We start from the raw sequence: 18887 nt of genomic DNA on the forward strand, positions 1-18887 counted from the left end.
ATATTCAGCTTGGCTCGAAAATCAATTTTTCTCGAGCGCCCACAAGTCGCTTTCAATGCTGTCGAACCTTTCTTTAAGGTGCGTCTGCACATCGAAAATCGCCCTGTTGTAATAGTGCGGCGCAATTTCGCGGGTAAACAGGTCAAGAATTTCCGCCGCTTCAAACGAACCCAAGTCCAGTTCGAAACGCTCCTCCATGAACCGCTGGATCTTGCGGTTGGCCTCACTCTCCTGCTCGGGCGTGAGGGTGAGGATCGGCGGTTTCTTGCGGGCCATTACCAGCGCCCGTCCCACGCCGCGAAGTTCTGCAACAGTTGCAGGCCATGGGTATGGCTCTTCTCCGGGTGGAACTGCACGGCGAAGCGCGAACCATCGGCCAGGGCCGCGGCGAAATCGACGCCATAGTGACCGCTGCCCACCACCTGCCGTGCATTGCCGGCGGCGATGTAATAGCTGTGCACGAAATAGAAGCGCGCCAGGTCCGGGATGTTGTGCCACAGCGGGTGATCTACCGTCTGCTTCACTTCGTTCCAGCCCATGTGCGGGACCTTCAAGTGCTCGCCGTCTTCGTGCAGGTCCTTGCCAAAGAACTTCACCTGGCCCGGGAACAGCGAGATGCAATCGACACCGTCGTTCTCTTCGCTGCGGTCGAGCAAAGCCTGCATGCCCACGCAGATGCCGAGGAACGGACGATCCTGGCTGACTTCGTGCACCAGTTTGTCGAAGCCCAGGCGACGAATCTCGGCCATGCAATCACGAATCGCGCCGACACCGGGGAACACCACCCGGTCGGCTTCGCGAATCACATCGGCATCGCTGGTGATCAGCACCTTGCCGGCGCCCACGTGCTCGAGGGCCTTGGCCACCGAGTGCAAGTTGCCCATGCCGTAGTCGATAACCGCGACCGTCTGCATTACAGGACGCCCTTGGTGGAAGGCATCTGGCCGGCCATGCGGTCATCGAGCTCCACGGCCATGCGTAGCGCGCGGCCGAAAGCCTTGAACACGGTTTCGATCTGGTGGTGGGTGTTGTGCCCGCGCAGGTTGTCGATGTGCAGGGTCACGTTGGCGTGGTTGACGAAGCCCTGGAAGAATTCCTGGAACAGGTCGACGTCGAAGCCGCCGACGGTGGCACGGGTATACGGCACGTGCATCTGCAGGCCCGGGCGGCCGGAGAAGTCGATGACCACCCGCGACAGCGCTTCATCGAGCGGCACGTAGGCATGGCCGTAGCGACGGATGCCCTTCTTGTCGCCGATGGCTTTGGTAAAGGCCTGGCCCAAGGTGATACCCACGTCTTCCACCGTATGGTGGTCGTCGATATGCAGGTCGCCCTTGCTGACGATGTCCAGGTCGATCAGCCCGTGACGGGCGATCTGGTCCAGCATGTGCTCAAGGAAAGGCACGCCGATATCAAACCGGGCCTTTCCGGTGCCATCCAGGTTGATCGAGGCTTTGATCTGGGTTTCCAGAGTGTCGCGCTCGACAGACGCCTTACGTTCGGCCATCACCAGCTCCGCAAAATCATTGGGCGAAAAAGGCAGCCATTATAGGGGCGCGAGCGGCAAACAGAAACACAAGAGGTGACATCACTGACGGGCTGAATCCCGGGCTGTCGGTGATAGACATGTCCATACAAGCCTTTGCCATCACCCAAAACGACTGTGGGAGCGAGCTTGCTCGCGATGGCGGTGGGTCAGCAGACCATGATGTCGACTGACATACCTTCATCGCGAGCAAGCTCGCTCCCACACAAGCTCGCTCCCACAAGGGTTGCCCTGGCCCGATGAGTCAGGGCAACGGTCTTAGCGGAACAGCACCGCCGTCTTCTGCAGGGTCACCCACACACCCCACGCCAACGGAATGCCCACCACCAGCCAGGCGGCGATCGCCATGAGCTTGGTGCCCGGCGCGGCTTTCCACTCCAGCGACGTGGTGCTGTCGGCACCCTTGTCGTGGCCCAGCGCCTGTTCGGCGGCCAGTTCGGCGTCGCTCATGAAGTACTTGTCGGCGACCGGACGGACCATCAGGTTGCACAGGAAGCCCAGCACCAGCAGGCCGGCGAGGATGTACAAGGTGATGTCATAGGCCGCGGCGCGTTCAACGCCGATGCTCAGCTGATACTCACGCAGGTAGTTCACCAACACCGGACCCAGCACGCCCGCCGCAGCCCAGGCGGTCAGCAGGCGACCGTGGATCGCACCGACCATTTGCGTACCGAACAGGTCCGCCAGATAGGCCGGCACGGTGGCGAAACCGCCGCCGTACATCGACAGGATGATGCAGAACGCCGCCACGAACAGCGCGACGCTGCCCAGGTGACCCAGGTTCGGGATCAGCGCGTACAGGGCGAAGCCCAGGGCGAAGAACACGAAATAGGTGTTTTTACGACCCAGGTAATCCGAGAAGGACGCCCAGAAGAACCGGCCGCCGATGTTGAACAGGCTCAACAGACCGGTGAAGCCGGCCGCGATGGCCGCGATCTGGCCCAGTTGCGTAGCGTCCAGCTGGCCGAACGGCAGGTCGTTGCCGAGCAACTTGCCACCGAACACTTCCTGCAACAGAGGCGAAGCCATGCCCAGGATGCCGATACCGGCCGATACGTTCAAGCACAGCACCAGCCATACCAGACGGAATTGCGGGGTTTTCCAGGCCACGTTCACGTGGACATGGCGATGGGTGATCATCGCGTTCGCGGCTTTCTTCGGCGCCGGGGTCCAGCCTTCAGGCTTCCAGCCGGTCGGCGGGACGCGGTACGACAAGGCGCCACCGATCATGAACACGAAGTAGATCGCGGCCATGACCAGGAAGCTCTGCCATACGCCCACGCTCGTCGGCGAAGCGAAATGGTTCATCAGCGCCGCGGCCAGTGGAGCACCGACCATCGCACCACCGCCGAAGCCCATGATCGCCATGCCGGTCGCCATGCCGCGCTTGTCCGGGAACCACTTGATCAGGGTCGATACCGGGGAGATATAGCCCAGGCCCAGGCCGATACCACCGATCACCCCGGAACCGACCCACATCAGCCAGATCTGATGGGTATAGATACCCAGCGCGGAAATCAGCAGGCCACCGCACCAGCACAGGGCCGATACAACGCCGGCCTTGCGTGGCCCGGCGTGTTCCAGCCAGCCACCCCAGATGGCTGCCGAGCAACCCAGGAAGATGAAGAACAGGGTGTAGATCCAGCCGAGCATCGAGATCGGCCAGTCACATTGGGACGAAAAGACTTGCGAGATGAAACTCATATCCGGTGCACAAGCCACAGGCTTGGTGATACCCAAGGCCTTGGACAGTGGCAGCCAGAACACCGAGAAGCCGTAGGCCATGCCGATGCACAGGTGAATGGCCAGTGCGGCCGGTGGAACCAACCACCGGTTGAAACCGGGCTTGGCGATGATGCGTTCCTTGGAGAGGAACGCAGGCTGGTCGGCGACGCCGCCCGCCGTGATGCTCGTGCTCATTGTGTATCCCCCAGTTATTGGAATGGTCCGTCAGCCACGCGTCACCCTCAGCCTTCATTGCACGCAGGCATGGCTGTATTTTCCGGTGAAGCTCCATAGTGTGCGACATCAAGTCGCAGAAGGGCGGACGAACGGACAAAGATTATCATTTGATCGCAAAAGAAGAATCAAAGTGACATCACCTTTTTCGTGTCATCTGTCTTATCGCACGCTTGCTCGCTTTCTGTAGGGGGCGAACGGTTTATTTTTCAGCCATGCCTGCAAACTGGCCCCGGCGTGCGCCTGCAAGCCAGAGCACCGGGACAGCAATGGCCTGGCTGGCGGCGAAGATCGAAAAGCGATCGCCCAACGCACCGGCAATCCACAGCGTTATACTCCCAGGCTAAATTTTGAACTCAACCTACAAGGATTCGCCCATGAAAGCGTTCGGCAAAATCCTGGGTCTGGTACTTCTCGGGCTGTTGCTGATCATCGTGGCCCTGGGCTTTGCCCTGACCCACCTGTTCGATCCCAACGACTATAAGGAAGAGATCCGCCAGATAGCCCGCGACAAGGCCCACATTGAGCTGACCCTCAATGGCGATATCGGCTGGAGCCTGTTTCCATGGCTGGGTCTGGAATTGCACGATGCCAGCGTCGCGACCCTGGCCAATCCGACCCAACCTTTCGCCGACCTGCAGATGCTCGGTCTTTCGGTCCGGGTGCTCCCGCTGCTGCGCCGGGAAGTGCAGATGAGCGATGTGCGCGTCGAAGGCCTGAACCTGCGGCTCAACCGTGACAAGAACGGCCATGGTAACTGGGAAGACATCGGCAAGGTGCCGGCCTCGGCGACGACGGCGAACGCACCAGCAACGACGGAACAGTCCGCTCCCACCACCAGTGCCCCGGCGGAAAAACCGGCCCAGCCGACCCGCCTGGATATCGACAGCCTGACGGTGAACAACGCCCGGGTCGAATACGCCGACGAGCAGACCGGCAAGCTGTTCACCGCCGAAAGCATCCAGCTGAGCACCGGCCCGGTCCATGACTCCACCAACATCCCGGTCACCCTGACCGCGTTCCTGTCCAGCAACCAGCCGGCCGTGCGCGTGCGCACCGAGGTCACCGGCGAACTGCGCTACGAACGCGCCTTGCAGCGCTACAAGTTCGAAGACCTGAAACTGTCCGGCGAAGCCACGGGCGATCCCTTGCAGGGCAAGTCACTGAACTTCGCGGCCCAAGGCCAGTTGTTCCTGGACAAGGCAGCCAACGTCGCCGAATGGACCGGCATCAAGCTGTCTCTCAACCAGCTGCGCGCATTGGGTGAACTGAAGGTCAACGACCTCGACAAGACCCCACAATTGAACGGCGGCCTGTCGATTGCCCAGTTCGACCTGGCGAACTTCGTCGACAGCATCGGCCAGACGCTGCCGGCCATGGCCGAAGGCAGCCTGAGCAAGGTCGAACTGGCCAGCCGCATTGCCGGCACGCCGACCAGCGTCGAATTCAACGACATCAACCTGAAGCTCGACGACAGCACCTTCAGCGGTCGTATCGCCGTGGAAGACTTTGCCAAGCAGGCCCTGCGCGTACAGCTCAAGGCCGACACGTTCAATGTCGACCGCTACCTACCGCCAAAATCCGCCGAAGCCGACAGCTCCAAGGCGGCCCGCGAGGCCGAAGTCAGCAACACCGAAGCCAGCGCCATGGCCGGTGCAGGCAGCACACCGTTGCCGAGTGCTCCAACCCAGGGTGCCTGGAGCAACGACCGGCTGTTTCCGGTGGAGCGCCTGAGCAAGCTGGACCTCGATGCCGACCTGACCTTCGGGCAACTGACCCTGGATAAACTGCCGATCCAGAACGCCGCGCTCAAGGCCACCGGCCTGGGCGGCCTGCTGACCCTGGAGAACCTGCGGGGCGATCTGTACAGCGGCAACTTCGAAACCAAGGGCACCCTGGACGTGCGCCAACCTGCCCCGCTGTTGAGCCTGCAAACCCGCATCAACCGGGTCCCTGCCGAAAAGATCATCGAAAGCCAGGGCAAGAATCCGCCGGTCAAAGGCCTGGTCACCGTCAACAGTGCGATCACCGCCACCGGTAATAGCCAGAAGGCCCTGATCGACAGCCTCAACGGCAACGCCGGGTTCGTCATCAACGATGGCGTGCTGCTCAATGCCAACCTCGAACAGCAATTGTGCAAAGGCATCGCCACCCTCAATCGCAAGTCCCTCAGCGGCGAACCCCGGGGCAAGGACACGCCGTTCCAGCAACTCAACGGCAATCTCACCTTCACCAACGGCGTCGCCCACAACCCGGACCTGAAAGTCCGCGTCCCCGGCATGACCGTCAACGGCAACGGCGATATCGACCTGCGGGTGCTGGGCATGGATTACCGCGTCGGCGTCATCGTCGAAGGCGACAAGAGCGACATGCCCGACCCGGCCTGCCAGGTCAACGAACGCTACGTCGACGTCGAATGGCCATTGCGCTGCCGCGGTCCCCTGGAGCTGGGGGCGAAGGCCTGCCGCCTGGACAACGACGGGCTGGGCAAGGTCGCGGCGAAACTGGCCGGCGACCGCCTCGGCGACAAGATCGAGGAGAAGCTCGGCGACAAGGTCAGTCCCGAGCTGAAAGATGCGCTAAAGGGGCTGTTCAAGCGATGAGAGCCGAGCAGTTTTCCACCGCCGTACTGGACTGGTTCGACCGCCACGGTCGCCACGATTTGCCTTGGCAGCAAGACATCACCCCTTATCGGGTGTGGGTCTCGGAGATCATGTTGCAACAGACCCAGGTCAGTACCGTGCTCAACTACTTCGACCGGTTCATGGCCTCGCTGCCCACCGTTCAAGCCCTGGCCGCCGCGCCGGAGGACGAAGTGCTGCACCTGTGGACCGGGCTGGGTTATTACACCCGCGCGCGCAATTTGCAGAAAACCGCGAAAATCGTCGTCGAGCAGTACGGCGGCGAATTCCCCCGGGACGTGGAAAAACTCACCGAGCTGCCGGGGATCGGCCTGTCCACCGCCGGCGCCATCGCCAGCATCAGCATGGGTCTGCGGGCGCCGATCCTCGATGGCAACGTCAAGCGGGTGCTCGCGCGCTTCACCGCCCAGGAAGGCTACCCGGGCGAACCCAAGGTGGCGAAACAGCTATGGGCCACCGCCGAGCGCTTCACACCGCAAGACCGGGTCAACGCCTACACCCAGGCGATGATGGACCTGGGCGCCACACTTTGTACCCGCAGCAAGCCCAGTTGCCTGCTCTGCCCACTGAAACAGGGCTGCGAGGCTCATATGCTGGGCCTGGAAACCCGCTACCCGATTCCCAAGCCTCGTAAAGAGGTGCCCAAAAAGCGCACCTTGATGCCGATGCTGGCCAACCACGAAGGCGCGATCCTGCTTTACCGTCGCCCTTCCACCGGGCTATGGGGCGGGCTGTGGAGCCTGCCGGAACTCGACGACCTCGACGACCTGCAACACCTGGCCCTGCAACACTCGCTGGAACTGGGCAGCCAACACGAGATGCCAGGCCTGGTGCATACCTTCAGCCACTTCCAGTTGGCGATCGAACCCTGGCTGGTCCGGGTCCGGGAAACCGGCCATCACGTGGCCGAGGCCGACTGGCTCTGGTATAACCTCGCCACCCCGCCGCGCCTGGGCCTTGCCGCCCCGGTCAAAACCTTGCTCGAACGCGCGGCCGCCGTAATGAACGCAGGAGAGTTGCAATGACCCGCACCATCATGTGCCGCAAGTACAAAGAAGAACTGGAAGGCCTGGAACGTGCACCGTTCCCGGGGGCCAAGGGCCAGGACATCTACGACAATGTTTCGGCCAAGGCATGGGCCGACTGGCAGAAACACCAGACCCTGCTGATCAATGAAAAACGCCTGAACATGATGAACGCCGAAGATCGCAAATACCTTCAGGGCGAGATGGACAAGTACTTTTCCGGCGAAGATTACGCCAAGGCCGAAGGCTACGTACCACCATCCGAATAAGCTGTTCAGCGCGGGGGCGGATCGTAAGCGACGGTAATAGTTAAATATTTTTTGAGAACTTGCTTGACGCCCCCCTGAAAAACCCGTTTAATGCGCCCCGTTGCCCAGATAGCTCAGTCGGTAGAGCAGGGGATTGAAAATCCCCGTGTCGGCGGTTCGATTCCGTCTCTGGGCACCAAATACCGAAAACCCCGATCAAGCAATTGATCGGGGTTTTTTATTGCCCGGCATTTCCTTCCTCCGCCTTGTCGACTCAGCTACATTCGTCCGCTCCCCTCTGGCAAGCGAGTCGACATGGACATCACCGGCATCCCCTTCGGTACTACCGATTGGTCAAGCATCGAACCCACCGAGCACAAAGGCGTCACCGGAACCGCCTATTGGCGCACGCGGCAATTCGGGAACATTCGAGTACGGATGGTGGAATACACCGCCGGGTATCTGGCCGACCATTGGTGCACCAAGGGCCACATCCTGTTTTGCCTCAAGGGCGAGCTCAATACTGAACTCGAAGACGGTCGGCAATTTTCGCTCAAGCCCGGCATGAGCTATCAGGTGGCCGACCAGGCCGAGCCTCATCGCTCCTCCACCTCATCAGGGGCTACGCTCTTCGTCGTGGATTGAGATTCGAAGCGCCCGCGCTGAAGCTGTAGGATAGATGGCCTTATCCATCAGGAATCCGACCATGTCATCGGCGAACAAACAGCACAAGCGCAGCCAGCGCGCCAAGGCGAAAGCCAAGCAGAACCGCACTCGGCGTGCTGCTGCGCCGAACGATTTCCTGGACCCGAACGACGAGCGCATCGATCTGGAAACCGTGGACCTGACGGAGCTGTTCCAAATCATGAGTGCCGCCGAAAAGGTCAGCCAGAAGGCGATGTGCGAAGCTTTCCTAGCCCATCCCCTGCTGGCGCTGGTGCTGGAACAGGAAGGTGAGGAAGAAGCGACCGACTTCATCATTACCGCCTTGATCGAATACCGCCGCCTGACCACGGGCGTGGATGAGCAGACCGCGCTGGACTGGGTGGAAAGCAAGCCATTCCAGGCCGATTATGTGGCTGCGTCCCAGGCACTGGCCCAAGGCTCGATCTGACCGTCATTCCGCCTAGCGCTTTTGTGATGAAGGCGCTTGCGGTGGACGACAACCCTCAGGGATAGCTCCTACAAGCCAGGGTCAATCGCCTTGAGTTCGAGCAAGGAGGCGCCGAACGGGCGGCTTATGGAAAACGTCTGCTGCCGTCGCTGGCGAAAGTGCTGACGGCGCGGTTTGGGAAGGAAGTTCCCGATTTGGAACGCAGTGCGTACCGAATTGAGCTGGCCCCATTACCGCACGCTTTTGCGCGTAGAAAACGACAACGCCCGACATTGGTACATGAACGAAGTGGCCATCCAAAAACCGGTCCACCCGCGCCCTGGAACGCCAGATCGGCACCTTCTATTACGAACGCCTGCTGGCCAGTCGCGACAGGCCGGCGGTGGAGCAGGAGGCCCTCGTCAATCTCAAGGAACTGAACCTCGGCCCCAGGGATATCGTCAGGGATCCGGTAGTGCTGGAGTTTCTCCGGCTGCCCAATGCCGGCACTCTTGATGACTGCATCCCCCAAAACCCATGTAAGATTTATGCGTTTTTTTCAGCAACGCTCCAGTCAAAGAACTCTATCCTGCATGTCATCGGCCGCACCCTACCCTTCTCTGATCCAGGCATTGCGGAGCGAAACCGCTGAACTGCACGTCGCCTTGGAAAAACGCCTGCCGTTTTTCTCCGAACAACTGGACTTCGATCTGTATCGGCGCCTGATGGCGGCCTACTACGGTTTCTATCAACCGTTGGAACAACGTCTTCATGTACTTGCACTGACGCCGATCGGACTGGACCAATCCCTACGGATCAAACTTCCGGTGCTGCGGGCGGACCTCACGGCTCTGGGTCTGGAAGCAGCCGCTATCGACGCGCTGCCCACCTGCCAGGCGTTACCGCTGATCGACTCCCGTGCCGCCGCACTCGGCGTATCCTACGTGCTGGAAGGCGCAACGCTCGGGGGGCAGATCCTGCGGCGCAGAGTGGTCGAGAAGCTCGGGCTTGACGCCTCCAGCGGAGCAGCCTTCCTCAACGTGTATGGCGAGCTCACTGGCCGACGCTGGAAGGATTTCCTCCAATACCTGGACGACAGGAACCTTGGCGAGGCCCAGGTGTTCGAAGTCACACGTGCCGCCAAGGCGACGTTCTCCCATTTTGAACACTGGCTGGACAGCCAAAAGGTATTGTTATGAACACGGAAAACCAGGAAGCCTTCGAAGAACTGCTGGCCAATTGCGCAGACGAACCGATTCGCTTTCCCGGGACCATCCAGCCTCATGGCGTGTTGCTGATGCTGTCCGAGCCCGATTTCGTGATCCGTCAGGTCAGCGCCAACGTGTTGCAATTGATGGCGCAGGATCCCCACAGGCTGGTGGGCCAGACACTCGACGCCCTGTTGGGGCTGGAACAGGCCGAGGCGATCCTCATCGCCTGTCGCGCCGCCCCGGAAAGCGACAACGTGCCCGTGGCCATCGTCGTGAACCAGCAACGCTTCGACGCCCTGGTGCATCGCCATCAGGGCGCCCTGATCGTCGAATTGGAACAGCACCTGAGCGACTATCGCCCCGAAGGGGTCAGCGGCGAGGCCAACATGGGCCGCATGTTGCAACGCCTGCAAAGTGCGAAAACCCTCCAGGCCCTGTACGAAATCAGCGTGCGGGAGATCCAGGCCATGACCGGTTACGACCGGGTGCTGATCTATCGCTTCGAGGAAGAAGGCCACGGCCAGGTGATTGCCGAGGCCAGCGCGCCGTCGATGGAGCTCTACAAGGGCCTGTTTTTCCCGGCGTCGGATATTCCCGAACAGGCGCGCGAGCTGTACCGCATCAACTGGCTGCGGATCATCCCCAACGCCGACTACACGCCGGTGCCGCTGATTCCGGAGTTGCGGCCCGACACCCAGGCGCCTCTGGACCTGAGTTTTGCCACGCTGCGCAGCGTCTCGCCGATCCACCGCCAGTACATGAAAAACATGGGCGTGCTGTCGTCCATGAGCATCTCGTTGATGGAAGGCGAACGCTTGTGGGGGCTGATCAGTTGCGGCAATCGCCAACCGCTGCTGGTGCCCCATGAAATGCGCATGGCCTGCCAGACCATCGGCCAGGTGCTGTCATTGCAGATCAGCGCCATGCAAGCCCTGGAACTGACTCGGCAACGGGACGCCAAGCTGGAAGACCTCAAGGTCCTCGCCGCAGTCATGGCCGAGTCCAGCGACAACGTCTTCGATGGCCTGTCCCAAGAGCCGCAACGCCTCATGGAGTTGACCGGCGCCAGTGGCGTCGCGATATTCGAGGACAACAAGCTGCACCGTCACGGCCAGTGCCCGGAACCGGAGCAGATTCGCGAGCTGCACAAATGGATCCTGGAAACCGGCAAGCCGGTGTTCTCTCACCACAACCTGAGCAGCATGTTCCCTGCGGCCCAGGCGTATCAGGACGTGGCGAGCGGCGTACTGGCGATCCACTTGCCCAAGCCTGTGGAAAACGGCGTGCTGTGGTTCCGCCCCGAGGTCAAGCAAACCCTCCAATGGAGCGGCGACCCACAAAAACCCCTGGACCTGGAAAACAGCGAGACCGGTCTGCGCCTGCGGCCCCGGACGTCTTTCGAGATCTGGAAAGTCGAAATGGCCGGCATCAGTACCAAATGGACCCATGGCGATCTGTTCGCCGCCAACGACTTGCGGCGCTCGGCCCTGGAAAACGACCTGGCCCGCCAGGTGCGCAAGGAGCGCCTGGCCGTGCAGGCCCGCGATGAACTGGTGGCCGTGGTGTCCCATGACCTGCGCAGCCCGATGACGGTCATTTCCATGCTCTGCGGCATGATGCAAAAGGCTTTCAGTTCCGACGGCTCTCACAGTTCCAAGCGTATCGCCTCAGCCATCGACACCATGCAACAGGCTACCAGCCGCATGAATGCCCTGTTGGAGGACCTGCTCGACACCTCGCGCATCGACGCCGGGCGCTACACCATCAATCCCCAGCCGATGGACGTCAGCCAGATCTTCGAAGACGCCTGCTCGCTGCTGACGCCGCTGGCCACTGCCAAGGCCATCGACATCTCCTTCCAGGCCGAACCGAACCTGAGAATCAATGCCGACCCCGAACGGCTGTTCCAGGTGCTGTCCAACCTGATCGGCAACGCCATCAAGTTCACCCCGCAGCAGGGCTCCGTGGGCATCAGTGCGATGTCCGTCGGGAACGAGATCGTGTTCAGCGTCCGTGACACCGGTGAAGGGATTGCGCCAGAGCAGTTGCCCCATGTTTTCGAGCGCTACTGGACGACCAAGGAGGGCAACCCGAACGGCACCGGGCTGGGGTTGTACATTTCCAAGGGGATTGTCCAGGCCCATGGCGGTAAACTGCATGCCGAAAGCCAGCCAGGCCAGGGCAGCGAATTCCGCTTCACCGTGCCGAAATCGACTGAGCCGGGCACCACCCCCTAATGAATTGGAAACCGAAGCCCAATGGCCTCACTGAACAAACAGCAAAAACGCGCCAAGCGCGCCAAAGACAAAGCCAAGCAAATCCGCATGAGCGGGCGCAAATCGATCCCGATGTATGGCGATCCGGCCCACGCCACCGCCCAGCCACCGGTCTACGTGCTGGAACTGTTCGCCAAGCTGCGCGAAGCCGAGGCCGTCAGCCGCAGTGAAATGCTCGATATGCTGCTTACGTCCCTGAGCGTGATGATCATCGAACGCCCAGGCCTGCTCGACCTGAAGAACGCTGAAAACGAGGGTATGGCGGCGACCAACCTGGCCGCCGACATGCTGGTGGACTACCGCATGTGGGTCGATGACATGGACCGCGAGACCGCCCAGCGCTGGCTCAGCACTCCGGAGTTCATCAAGGACTTCAGCGAAGCGCTGGACCGCTATCGCCAGACCCAGGAAGAACCCACCAGCGAATAAGCCGCTCGGCTATTCGTCACTGTTCCAATGGAACACCAGGTTGCGCGCGGCCCCGCTGCCTACCTCAGCAGTGTCGCGTCGCGCCTCCCCGTTGCGCGTCGCCACCACGTTGTACTTGCCCGGCGGCAATTGCACATAAACCAGCGGCCCCGCATCGCTGAGCGTCAGCAATGTTTGTCCCGATGCGTTCTGCACGGTGACGTCCACATCCGGGACGTATTTGTTTTCCGGGCCTATCGCGAATGTCATGTGCAGGTTATAGCCATGGGCCTGCCCGATGGCCCGGGCTTCGTCCTCGCCGATACCCCCGGACAGATAAGTGATGCCGTTCTGTTGCTGTGGCTGGACCTGCACGCCAGCACTGTCTACCGGGGCCAGGTTCGTAGCGTTGAGCATGATCGGGAACAACAGCGCGCCGAGCAGAAGAAAGGGCAGTAAAAAGTAATGGTTATGCTTCATGGCGAGGACTCCAAGTACTGGAAACAGCTCATGAGTTCTCTTTTGATTTTGATTACGCGGCAAGATTTAGATCTATTGGCTATGAACGGAAACCGAGAAACCACTCAAAGCACAGCGACACGCTCATCCGGTTAACCCTTCCAACCCCCGCCCAAAGCTGGCACCATCGCGCCTTTTTTCACGCGACTCCCCGGGCTTTTCACCGGTAGACAGGGTTCAAACGGCCGTTCGGTTGTTGATGGCGCGACAGACTGCTGTGCCGATGCGACAACCTGCCACACATCCCCGGTTTACCAGCCGAAGCGCTGTTGGCTGTCATTCGGACGCATGCTAGCTTGGCCGCCTCGCCAAGGAAGGCAGCCAACAGCAAGGGAGCACACACCATGAGGACCGCACATGGCCCAGGCCACGCCCGCGCTTGAAATCCGCAACCTGCACAAACGCTACGGACAGTTGGAGGTGCTCAAGGGCGTCTCGCTGACCGCCCGCGACGGCGATGTGATCTCGATCCTCGGATCCTCCGGGTCCGGCAAGTCCACGTTCCTGCGCTGCATCAACCTGCTGGAGAACCCCAATCAGGGCCAGATCCTGGTGGCCGGCGAAGAGCTCAAGCTCAAGGCCGTGAAAAACGGTGAACTGGTGGCCGCCGACGGCAAACAGATCAACCGCCTGCGCAGCGAGATCGGTTTTGTGTTTCAGAACTTTAACCTTTGGCCGCACATGAGCGTGCTCGATAACATCATCGAAGCCCCGCGCCGTGTGCTCGGCCAGAGCAAGGCCGAAGCCGTAGAAGTGGCCGAGGCCTTGTTGGCGAAGGTCGGCATCGCCGACAAGCGCCACGCCTACCCGGCCGAACTGTCGGGCGGCCAGCAGCAACGCGCCGCCATCGCCCGCACCCTGGCAATGCAGCCCAAGGTGATTCTGTTCGACGAACCCACCTCCGCTCTTGACCCGGAAATGGTCCAGGAAGTACTTAGTGTGATCCGCGCCCTGGCCGAAGAAGGACGCACCATGCTGCTGGTCACCCATGAAATGGGCTTCGCCCGTCAGGTTTCCAGCGAAGTCGTGTTCCTTCATCAAGGCCTGGTCGAGGAGCAAGGATCGCCACAGCAGGTCTTCGAGAACCCGCTTTCGGCGCGCTGCAAACAATTCATGTCCAGCAACCGCTAACGGAGCAGTACAGATGCAGACCTACAAGAAATTCCTCCTGGCAGCAGCCGTCAGCCTGGTGTTCTCGGCCAACGCCATGGCGGCCGATAAACTGAAGATGGGCATCGAAGCCGCCTATCCGCCGTTCAACAACAAAGACGCCAGCGGCCAGGTCGTGGGGTTCGATAAAGACATCGGCGACGCCCTGTGCGCCAAGATGAAAGTCGAGTGCGAAGTCGTCACCTCCGATTGGGACGGCATCATCCCGGCCCTGAACGCCAAGAAATTCGACTTCCTGATTTCCTCGCTGTCGATCACCGAGGAACGCAAGCAGGCGGTGGATTTCACCGACCCGTACTACTCCAACAAACTGCAGTTCATCGCGCCAAAAAGCGCCGAGTTCAAGACCGATAAGGACTCGCTCAAAGGCAAGGTCATCGGCGCACAACGGGCGACCCTGGCCGGCACCTGGCTGGAAGACGAACTGGGTAGCGACATCACCACCAAGCTCTACGACACGCAGGAAAACGCTTATCTGGACCTGACCTCTGGCCGCGTCGATGCGATCCTGGCGGACAAATACGTCAACTATGACTGGCTGAAAACCGAGGCCGGCCGCGCCTACGAATTCAAGGGCGACCCGGTGGTGGAAAGCGACAAGATCGGCATCGCTGTGCGCAAGGGCGACAACGAGTTGCGCAACAAACTGAACGCCGCGCTCAAGGAAATTGTCGCCGACGGCACCTACAAGAAAATCAACGACAAGTACTTTCCGTTCAACATCTATTGATGCTGACGTACCCGGCCGGCGCTGCCACACCGCAGCGCCGGCCCTTAGCAAAGCCTGCCGCGATATGAACACACACCCATGATGATCGATCTCCACGGATTCGGCCCGGCGCTCGCCGCTGGCGCACTGATGACCGTCAAACTGGCACTCTCGGCCCTGTGCCTGGGGCTGGTGCTCGGCCTGCTCGGCGCCTTGGCCAAGACCTCGCCATACAAGCCATTGCAATGGCTTGGCGGCACTTACTCGACACTGGTTCGTGGCATTCCGGAATTGCTCTGGGTGCTGTTGATCTACTTCGGTACCGTCAACCTGATGCGTGCGCTGGGCGAGTACCTGGGCATGCCTGACCTTGCCCTCAACGCCTTCGCCGCCGGTGTCATTGCCCTGGGCCTGTGCTTTGGCGCCTACGCCACGGAAGTGTTTCGCGGCGCGATCCTGGCAATTCCCAAGGGCCACCGTGAGGCCGGCGTCGCCCTGGGCCTGTCGAAGTGGCGAATCTTCACCCGACTGATCATGCCGCAGATGTGGCGCATCGCCCTGCCGGGCCTGGGTAACCTGTTCATGATCCTGATGAAGGACACCGCGCTGGTCTCGGTGATCGGCCTGGAAGAAATCATGCGCCACGCACAGATTGGCGTGACCGTGTCCAAGCAACCGTTCACCTTCTATATGGTCGCAGCGTTCATGTACCTGGGGCTGACGGTGCTCGCCATGATCGGCATGCACCTGCTGGAACGACGCGCCGCCCATGGATTTGCCAGGAGCACCCAATGAACTGGGACGTCATCATCAAGTGGCTGCCGAAGCTGGCCCAGGGCGCGACACTGACCCTGGAGCTGGTGGCCATCGCCGTGATCGCCGGGCTGCTGCTGGCGATTCCGCTGGGCATCGCCCGCTCTTCGCGCCTGTGGCAGGTGCGGGCATTGCCCTACGCCTACATCTTCTTTTTCCGTGGCACGCCGCTGTTGGTTCAGCTGTTTTTGGTCTACTACGGCCTGGCGCAGTTCGATGCCGTGCGCAGCAGCGCGCTGTGGCCGTACCTGCGGGACCCGTTCTGGTGCGCCACGGTCACCATGACTTTGCACACCGCCGCCTACATCGCCGAGATCCTGCGCGGCGCGATCCAGGCCATCCCAAAGGGCGAGATCGAAGCCGCACGAGCCCTGGGCATGTCGCGACCCAAGGCATTGTTCTACATCATGCTGCCCCGTGCTGCCCGCATCGGCCTGCCGGCCTACAGCAACGAAGTGATCCTGATGCTCAAGGCCAGCGCCCTGGCGAGCACCGTGACCCTGCTGGAACTCACCGGCATGGCCCGCACCATCATTGCCCGGACCTACCTGCCGGTGGAGATCTTCTTCGCCGCCGGCATGTTCTACCTGCTGATGTCCTTCCTGTTGGTGCAAGGCTTCAAGCAGCTGGAGCGCTGGTTGCGCGTCGATGCCTGCCAAGGGCGCTGACAGCGGCGTGCTGACGGGCGAGGAGGCATTGCTCGCCCGCTTCACGGCGCTGGACGTTTTTCTCACCACGCACCAGGCGCTGTGGAAACCACGTCCGTTCACCCACCTGCAACTCCCTTGGGAAACGTCCCACCCGGAATTGGCCCGATGGCTACGCCAGCGTTCGCTGGAAGCGGCGGAAAATGATCATCATCAGCCGTGGTTGATGGAAGACGCACCTGCGCCGTTCCCGGAATTGGCCGCTATCTCTCGCACATTGAGCGCTGTCGCAGAATTGCCCGCCAGCACACTCGCTGCCCCAAGCCATCGCCTGAACGTGGACGTGCCCGGGCGCAAATGGCAGCAGATCGAAGCCTTCGCCAGCCGCCTGCACTTCACCGCCCAACCGACCCACTGGCTCGATTGGTGTGCCGGCAAGGGTCACCTCGGCCGACGTCTGTTGCACGGTGAACAGCAACTGACTTGCCTGGAATACGACCCCGCACTGGTCGCCAGCGGCCAACAACTGAGCCAGCGCCATCACCTTCCCGCCACGCACCTGCAACAAGACGTGCTAGCGGCGGACGCCGCCCAGGCGCTCCACCCCGAACACACTCCCGTAGCCCTGCACGCCTGTGGCGACCTGCATGTGCGCTTGATGCAACTGGCCAGCGCCGCTGGCTGTGCACAACTGGCTATCGCACCGTGCTGTTACAACCGCATCAACGCCGAGCACTATCAAGCGCTGTCCGACGCCGCCAAGGGCTCCGCCCTACAGCTATCGCTCGACGATCTCAGCCTGCCGCTGACCGAAACCGTCACCGCTGGCGCGCGCGTCAGAAGGCAGCGGGACCACTCCATGGCCTGGCGCCTGGGCTTCGACTTGCTGCAACGGCAACTCAGAGGACGCAACGACTACTTGCCCACGCCGTCGCTCCCCAGCGCATGGCTGGAAAAATCCTTCGCTCAGTACTGCACCGATCTGGCAGCCCTGAAAGACTTATCCACAGTCGACACGCCTGATTGGCTCGCCCTGGAGGCAGCGGGCCATCAGCGCCTGGCCGAGGTGCGCAACCTGGAGTTACTGCGAGGTCTTTTCCGACGGCCGCTAGAGCTTTGGCTGGTGCTGGACCGGGCACTTTTCCTTACGCAAAAAGGCTACGACGTTCGCCTTGGCACCTTCTGCGAAACCCCACTGACGCCGCGCAATCTGCTGTTGCTGGCAGAGCGTTACTGAGGCGAAACAGCCTGTGGATAACTCTGTTGATGAAATAAACCCGAATCCAAGAAATCCGTGATTTCCTGACCGAATCAGCATTGGTCATTTTTTGTTCATATGGATAAAAAACCATGAAAACAGGCATTTGCGACGAAACGCGAAAGCGGTCACAAAATCGCAAGAGGCCCTGCGCCTCATCGCGCCCGTTGTGCATAAGCGTCCAAGCAAAACGACATAACCGCCGAATTCAGTGCTGCCCCGCGCCAACAATTGCGTCCTCCGCGCCCGTGCTATACAACAGCCCCACGTATCGTGATTGACACAATGCCGACACACTCAAGGACTGGCCGTGACGTTCATTTCCTACGCACAAAACTTCGAAGACATACGCCTGTGGCGCGCCCTTCAATCGGTGGAAAACGGCTTTTACCTCGACGTCGGCGCCAACCATCCGACAGATGATTCAGTCACCCGAGCGTTTTACGACCGCGGCTGGCGTGGCATCAACATCGAACCGGTGCCGGCCTACTACGACGCTCTCTGTCAACAACGCCCCCACGACACCAACCTGCAATGCGTGGCCGGTGAAAACGCCGAAAGCCTGACCTTCTACACCATCGCCGACACGGGCCTGTCCACGGTAGAAGCCAGCGTCGCCCAACAGCACCGCGACGCCGGCATGGACGTGCGCAACCAGACCGTCCAATCCCGCACCCTGGCCTCCATCTGCGAACAATACGCCCAGGACCGCCCCATCCACTTCCTGAAAATCGACGTCGAAGGCCACGAAGAAACCGTGCTGCGCGGCATGGACTTCAGCCGCTGGCGCCCCTGGATCATCCTCATCGAAACCCCGTGGGCCCGCGACCAGACTTGGGAGCACCTGGTCACCGACGCCGGCTACCAGTCCATCCTGTTCGACGGCATCAACACCTACTACCTCGCCGAAGAACACCTGGCCCTCAAACCCGCCTTCGACATCCCACCGTGCAACCTCGACGGCTTCCAACTCTGCAAAGGCCACAAATTCAGCCACCCCATCGACGACACCGACCAACAACTCAGCGCCGCCCTGCAACGCGCCGAACGGGCCGAAGCCCAACTCCACGCCATCCAAAACAGCCGCACCTGGCGCGCCCTGAACAAACTGCGCAACCTGCTGCACCGTGCCTAAGCCGGACCTGCGCAAAAATAGTCAGAATTCAGGGGTTTACAGAACGCACCCAATCGCTATAATCGTCGCCCACACGCCGGTATAGCTCAGTTGGTAGAGCAACTGACTTGTAATCAGTAGGTCCCGGGTTCGACTCCTGGTGCCGGCACCATACAAAACGAAGCCCTCGCAGAAATGCGAGGGCTTTGTTGTTTCTGGGCGTTCACTTTTCCTCCCCCCTGAAAAACC

Annotated in this window: 19 protein-coding genes, 2 tRNA genes and 1 pseudogene; 17 read left to right on the forward strand and 5 right to left on the reverse strand. The window is 60.9% G+C overall.

Going from position 1 to position 18887, the window contains the following annotated elements:
- Window positions 1-21: 21 nt before the first annotated feature.
- The 4 genes from BLQ55_RS07790 to BLQ55_RS07805 form a co-directional block, all read right to left on the reverse strand.
- Window positions 22-276, reverse strand: coding sequence for a DUF2164 domain-containing protein (locus tag BLQ55_RS07790; protein ID WP_092201172.1), 255 nt, complete (start codon window positions 274-276; stop codon window positions 22-24).
- A complete protein-coding gene (hisH, locus tag BLQ55_RS07795; protein WP_092253232.1) occupies window positions 276-914 on the reverse strand; it encodes an imidazole glycerol phosphate synthase subunit HisH in 639 nt (212 codons plus the stop codon). The genes BLQ55_RS07790 and hisH overlap by 1 nt, the downstream gene beginning before the upstream one ends.
- Window positions 914-1507 carry an imidazoleglycerol-phosphate dehydratase HisB gene (hisB, locus tag BLQ55_RS07800; RefSeq protein WP_003186751.1) on the reverse strand — a complete coding sequence of 198 codons (594 nt, stop codon included), beginning with the start codon at window positions 1505-1507 and terminating at the stop codon, window positions 914-916. Before hisB ends, hisH begins: the two co-directional genes overlap by 1 nt.
- 297 nt (window positions 1508-1804) lie before the next feature.
- Window positions 1805-3466 carry an OFA family MFS transporter gene (locus BLQ55_RS07805; protein ID WP_092201176.1) on the reverse strand — a complete coding sequence of 554 codons (1662 nt, stop codon included), beginning with the start codon at window positions 3464-3466 and terminating at the stop codon, window positions 1805-1807.
- A 416-nt stretch (window positions 3467-3882) separates the two neighbouring features.
- On the opposite strand from BLQ55_RS07805, the gene BLQ55_RS07810 reads away from it, so the two are divergent.
- The 10 genes and pseudogenes from BLQ55_RS07810 to BLQ55_RS07855 all read left to right on the forward strand — a co-directional run bounded on the left by BLQ55_RS07810 (window position 3883) and on the right by BLQ55_RS07855 (window position 12429).
- Window positions 3883-6108 carry an AsmA family protein gene (locus BLQ55_RS07810; RefSeq protein WP_092253234.1) on the forward strand — a complete coding sequence of 742 codons (2226 nt, stop codon included), beginning with the start codon at window positions 3883-3885 and terminating at the stop codon, window positions 6106-6108.
- Window positions 6105-7172, forward strand: a complete 1068-nt coding sequence (gene mutY, locus BLQ55_RS07815) for an A/G-specific adenine glycosylase (protein WP_072409095.1) — start codon at window positions 6105-6107, stop codon at window positions 7170-7172. Before BLQ55_RS07810 ends, mutY begins: the two co-directional genes overlap by 4 nt.
- The gene (locus tag BLQ55_RS07820; RefSeq protein ID WP_092201180.1) at window positions 7169-7441 is read left to right on the forward strand and encodes an oxidative damage protection protein; all 273 of its coding nucleotides are present in this window, start codon (window positions 7169-7171) and stop codon (window positions 7439-7441) included. Before mutY ends, BLQ55_RS07820 begins: the two co-directional genes overlap by 4 nt.
- A 102-nt stretch (window positions 7442-7543) precedes the next feature.
- Window positions 7544-7619: transfer RNA gene (locus tag BLQ55_RS07825), tRNA-Phe, on the forward strand.
- 116 nt (window positions 7620-7735) lie between these two features.
- On the forward strand, window positions 7736-8065 hold the full coding sequence (locus tag BLQ55_RS07830; RefSeq protein WP_092201182.1) for a DHCW motif cupin fold protein: 330 nt from the start codon (window positions 7736-7738) through the stop codon (window positions 8063-8065).
- 61 nt (window positions 8066-8126) lie between these two features.
- Window positions 8127-8534, forward strand: a complete 408-nt coding sequence (locus tag BLQ55_RS07835) for a hypothetical protein (RefSeq protein ID WP_092253236.1) — start codon at window positions 8127-8129, stop codon at window positions 8532-8534.
- Window positions 8535-8623: 89 nt separating this feature from the next.
- A pseudogene (locus tag BLQ55_RS07840) lies at window positions 8624-9033 on the forward strand (DUF1016 N-terminal domain-containing protein); the annotation flags it as partial.
- A 73-nt stretch (window positions 9034-9106) separates the two neighbouring features.
- The gene (locus BLQ55_RS07845; RefSeq protein ID WP_092201184.1) at window positions 9107-9712 is read left to right on the forward strand and encodes a biliverdin-producing heme oxygenase; all 606 of its coding nucleotides are present in this window, start codon (window positions 9107-9109) and stop codon (window positions 9710-9712) included.
- Complete coding sequence (locus BLQ55_RS07850) at window positions 9709-11961, forward strand: ATP-binding protein (protein ID WP_092253238.1); 2253 nt, start codon at window positions 9709-9711, stop codon at window positions 11959-11961. The genes BLQ55_RS07845 and BLQ55_RS07850 overlap by 4 nt, the downstream gene beginning before the upstream one ends.
- Before the next feature lie 21 nt (window positions 11962-11982).
- Window positions 11983-12429 (forward strand): hypothetical protein, encoded by a 447-nt coding sequence (locus tag BLQ55_RS07855; RefSeq protein ID WP_092253240.1) that lies wholly within the window; start codon window positions 11983-11985, stop codon window positions 12427-12429.
- Window positions 12430-12438: 9 nt separating this feature from the next.
- On the opposite strand, the gene BLQ55_RS07860 is transcribed toward BLQ55_RS07855, so the two are convergent.
- Window positions 12439-12888 (reverse strand): hypothetical protein, encoded by a 450-nt coding sequence (locus BLQ55_RS07860; protein ID WP_092201190.1) that lies wholly within the window; start codon window positions 12886-12888, stop codon window positions 12439-12441.
- Between the two features lie 396 nt (window positions 12889-13284).
- Between BLQ55_RS07860 and BLQ55_RS07865 the strand changes: the two genes are divergently transcribed.
- The 7 genes from BLQ55_RS07865 to BLQ55_RS07895 all read left to right on the forward strand — a co-directional run bounded on the left by BLQ55_RS07865 (window position 13285) and on the right by BLQ55_RS07895 (window position 18810).
- Entirely contained in the window at window positions 13285-14058 is a 774-nt protein-coding gene (locus BLQ55_RS07865) for an ABC transporter ATP-binding protein (RefSeq protein ID WP_092201192.1), read from the forward strand.
- A gap of 13 nt (window positions 14059-14071) precedes the next feature.
- Window positions 14072-14827, forward strand: a complete 756-nt coding sequence (locus BLQ55_RS07870) for an ABC transporter substrate-binding protein (RefSeq protein ID WP_060739627.1) — start codon at window positions 14072-14074, stop codon at window positions 14825-14827.
- Window positions 14828-14905: 78 nt separating this feature from the next.
- On the forward strand, window positions 14906-15601 hold the full coding sequence (locus BLQ55_RS07875) for an ABC transporter permease (protein WP_092201194.1): 696 nt from the start codon (window positions 14906-14908) through the stop codon (window positions 15599-15601).
- On the forward strand, window positions 15598-16287 hold the full coding sequence (locus BLQ55_RS07880) for an ABC transporter permease (protein ID WP_060739629.1): 690 nt from the start codon (window positions 15598-15600) through the stop codon (window positions 16285-16287). The genes BLQ55_RS07875 and BLQ55_RS07880 overlap by 4 nt, the downstream gene beginning before the upstream one ends.
- On the forward strand, window positions 16268-17503 hold the full coding sequence (locus BLQ55_RS07885) for a methyltransferase (RefSeq protein WP_092253242.1): 1236 nt from the start codon (window positions 16268-16270) through the stop codon (window positions 17501-17503). Before BLQ55_RS07880 ends, BLQ55_RS07885 begins: the two co-directional genes overlap by 20 nt.
- A gap of 331 nt (window positions 17504-17834) precedes the next feature.
- Window positions 17835-18659: an FkbM family methyltransferase gene (locus BLQ55_RS07890; protein ID WP_092253244.1), complete on the forward strand. Its 825-nt coding sequence runs from the start codon at window positions 17835-17837 to the stop codon at window positions 18657-18659.
- 75 nt (window positions 18660-18734) lie between these two features.
- Window positions 18735-18810: transfer RNA gene (locus tag BLQ55_RS07895), tRNA-Thr, on the forward strand.
- Window positions 18811-18887: the final 77 nt, after the last annotated feature.

Source organism: Pseudomonas sp. NFACC13-1, assembly GCF_900104425.1.
GTDB classification, from domain to species: domain Bacteria; phylum Pseudomonadota; class Gammaproteobacteria; order Pseudomonadales; family Pseudomonadaceae; genus Aquipseudomonas; species Aquipseudomonas fluorescens_AA.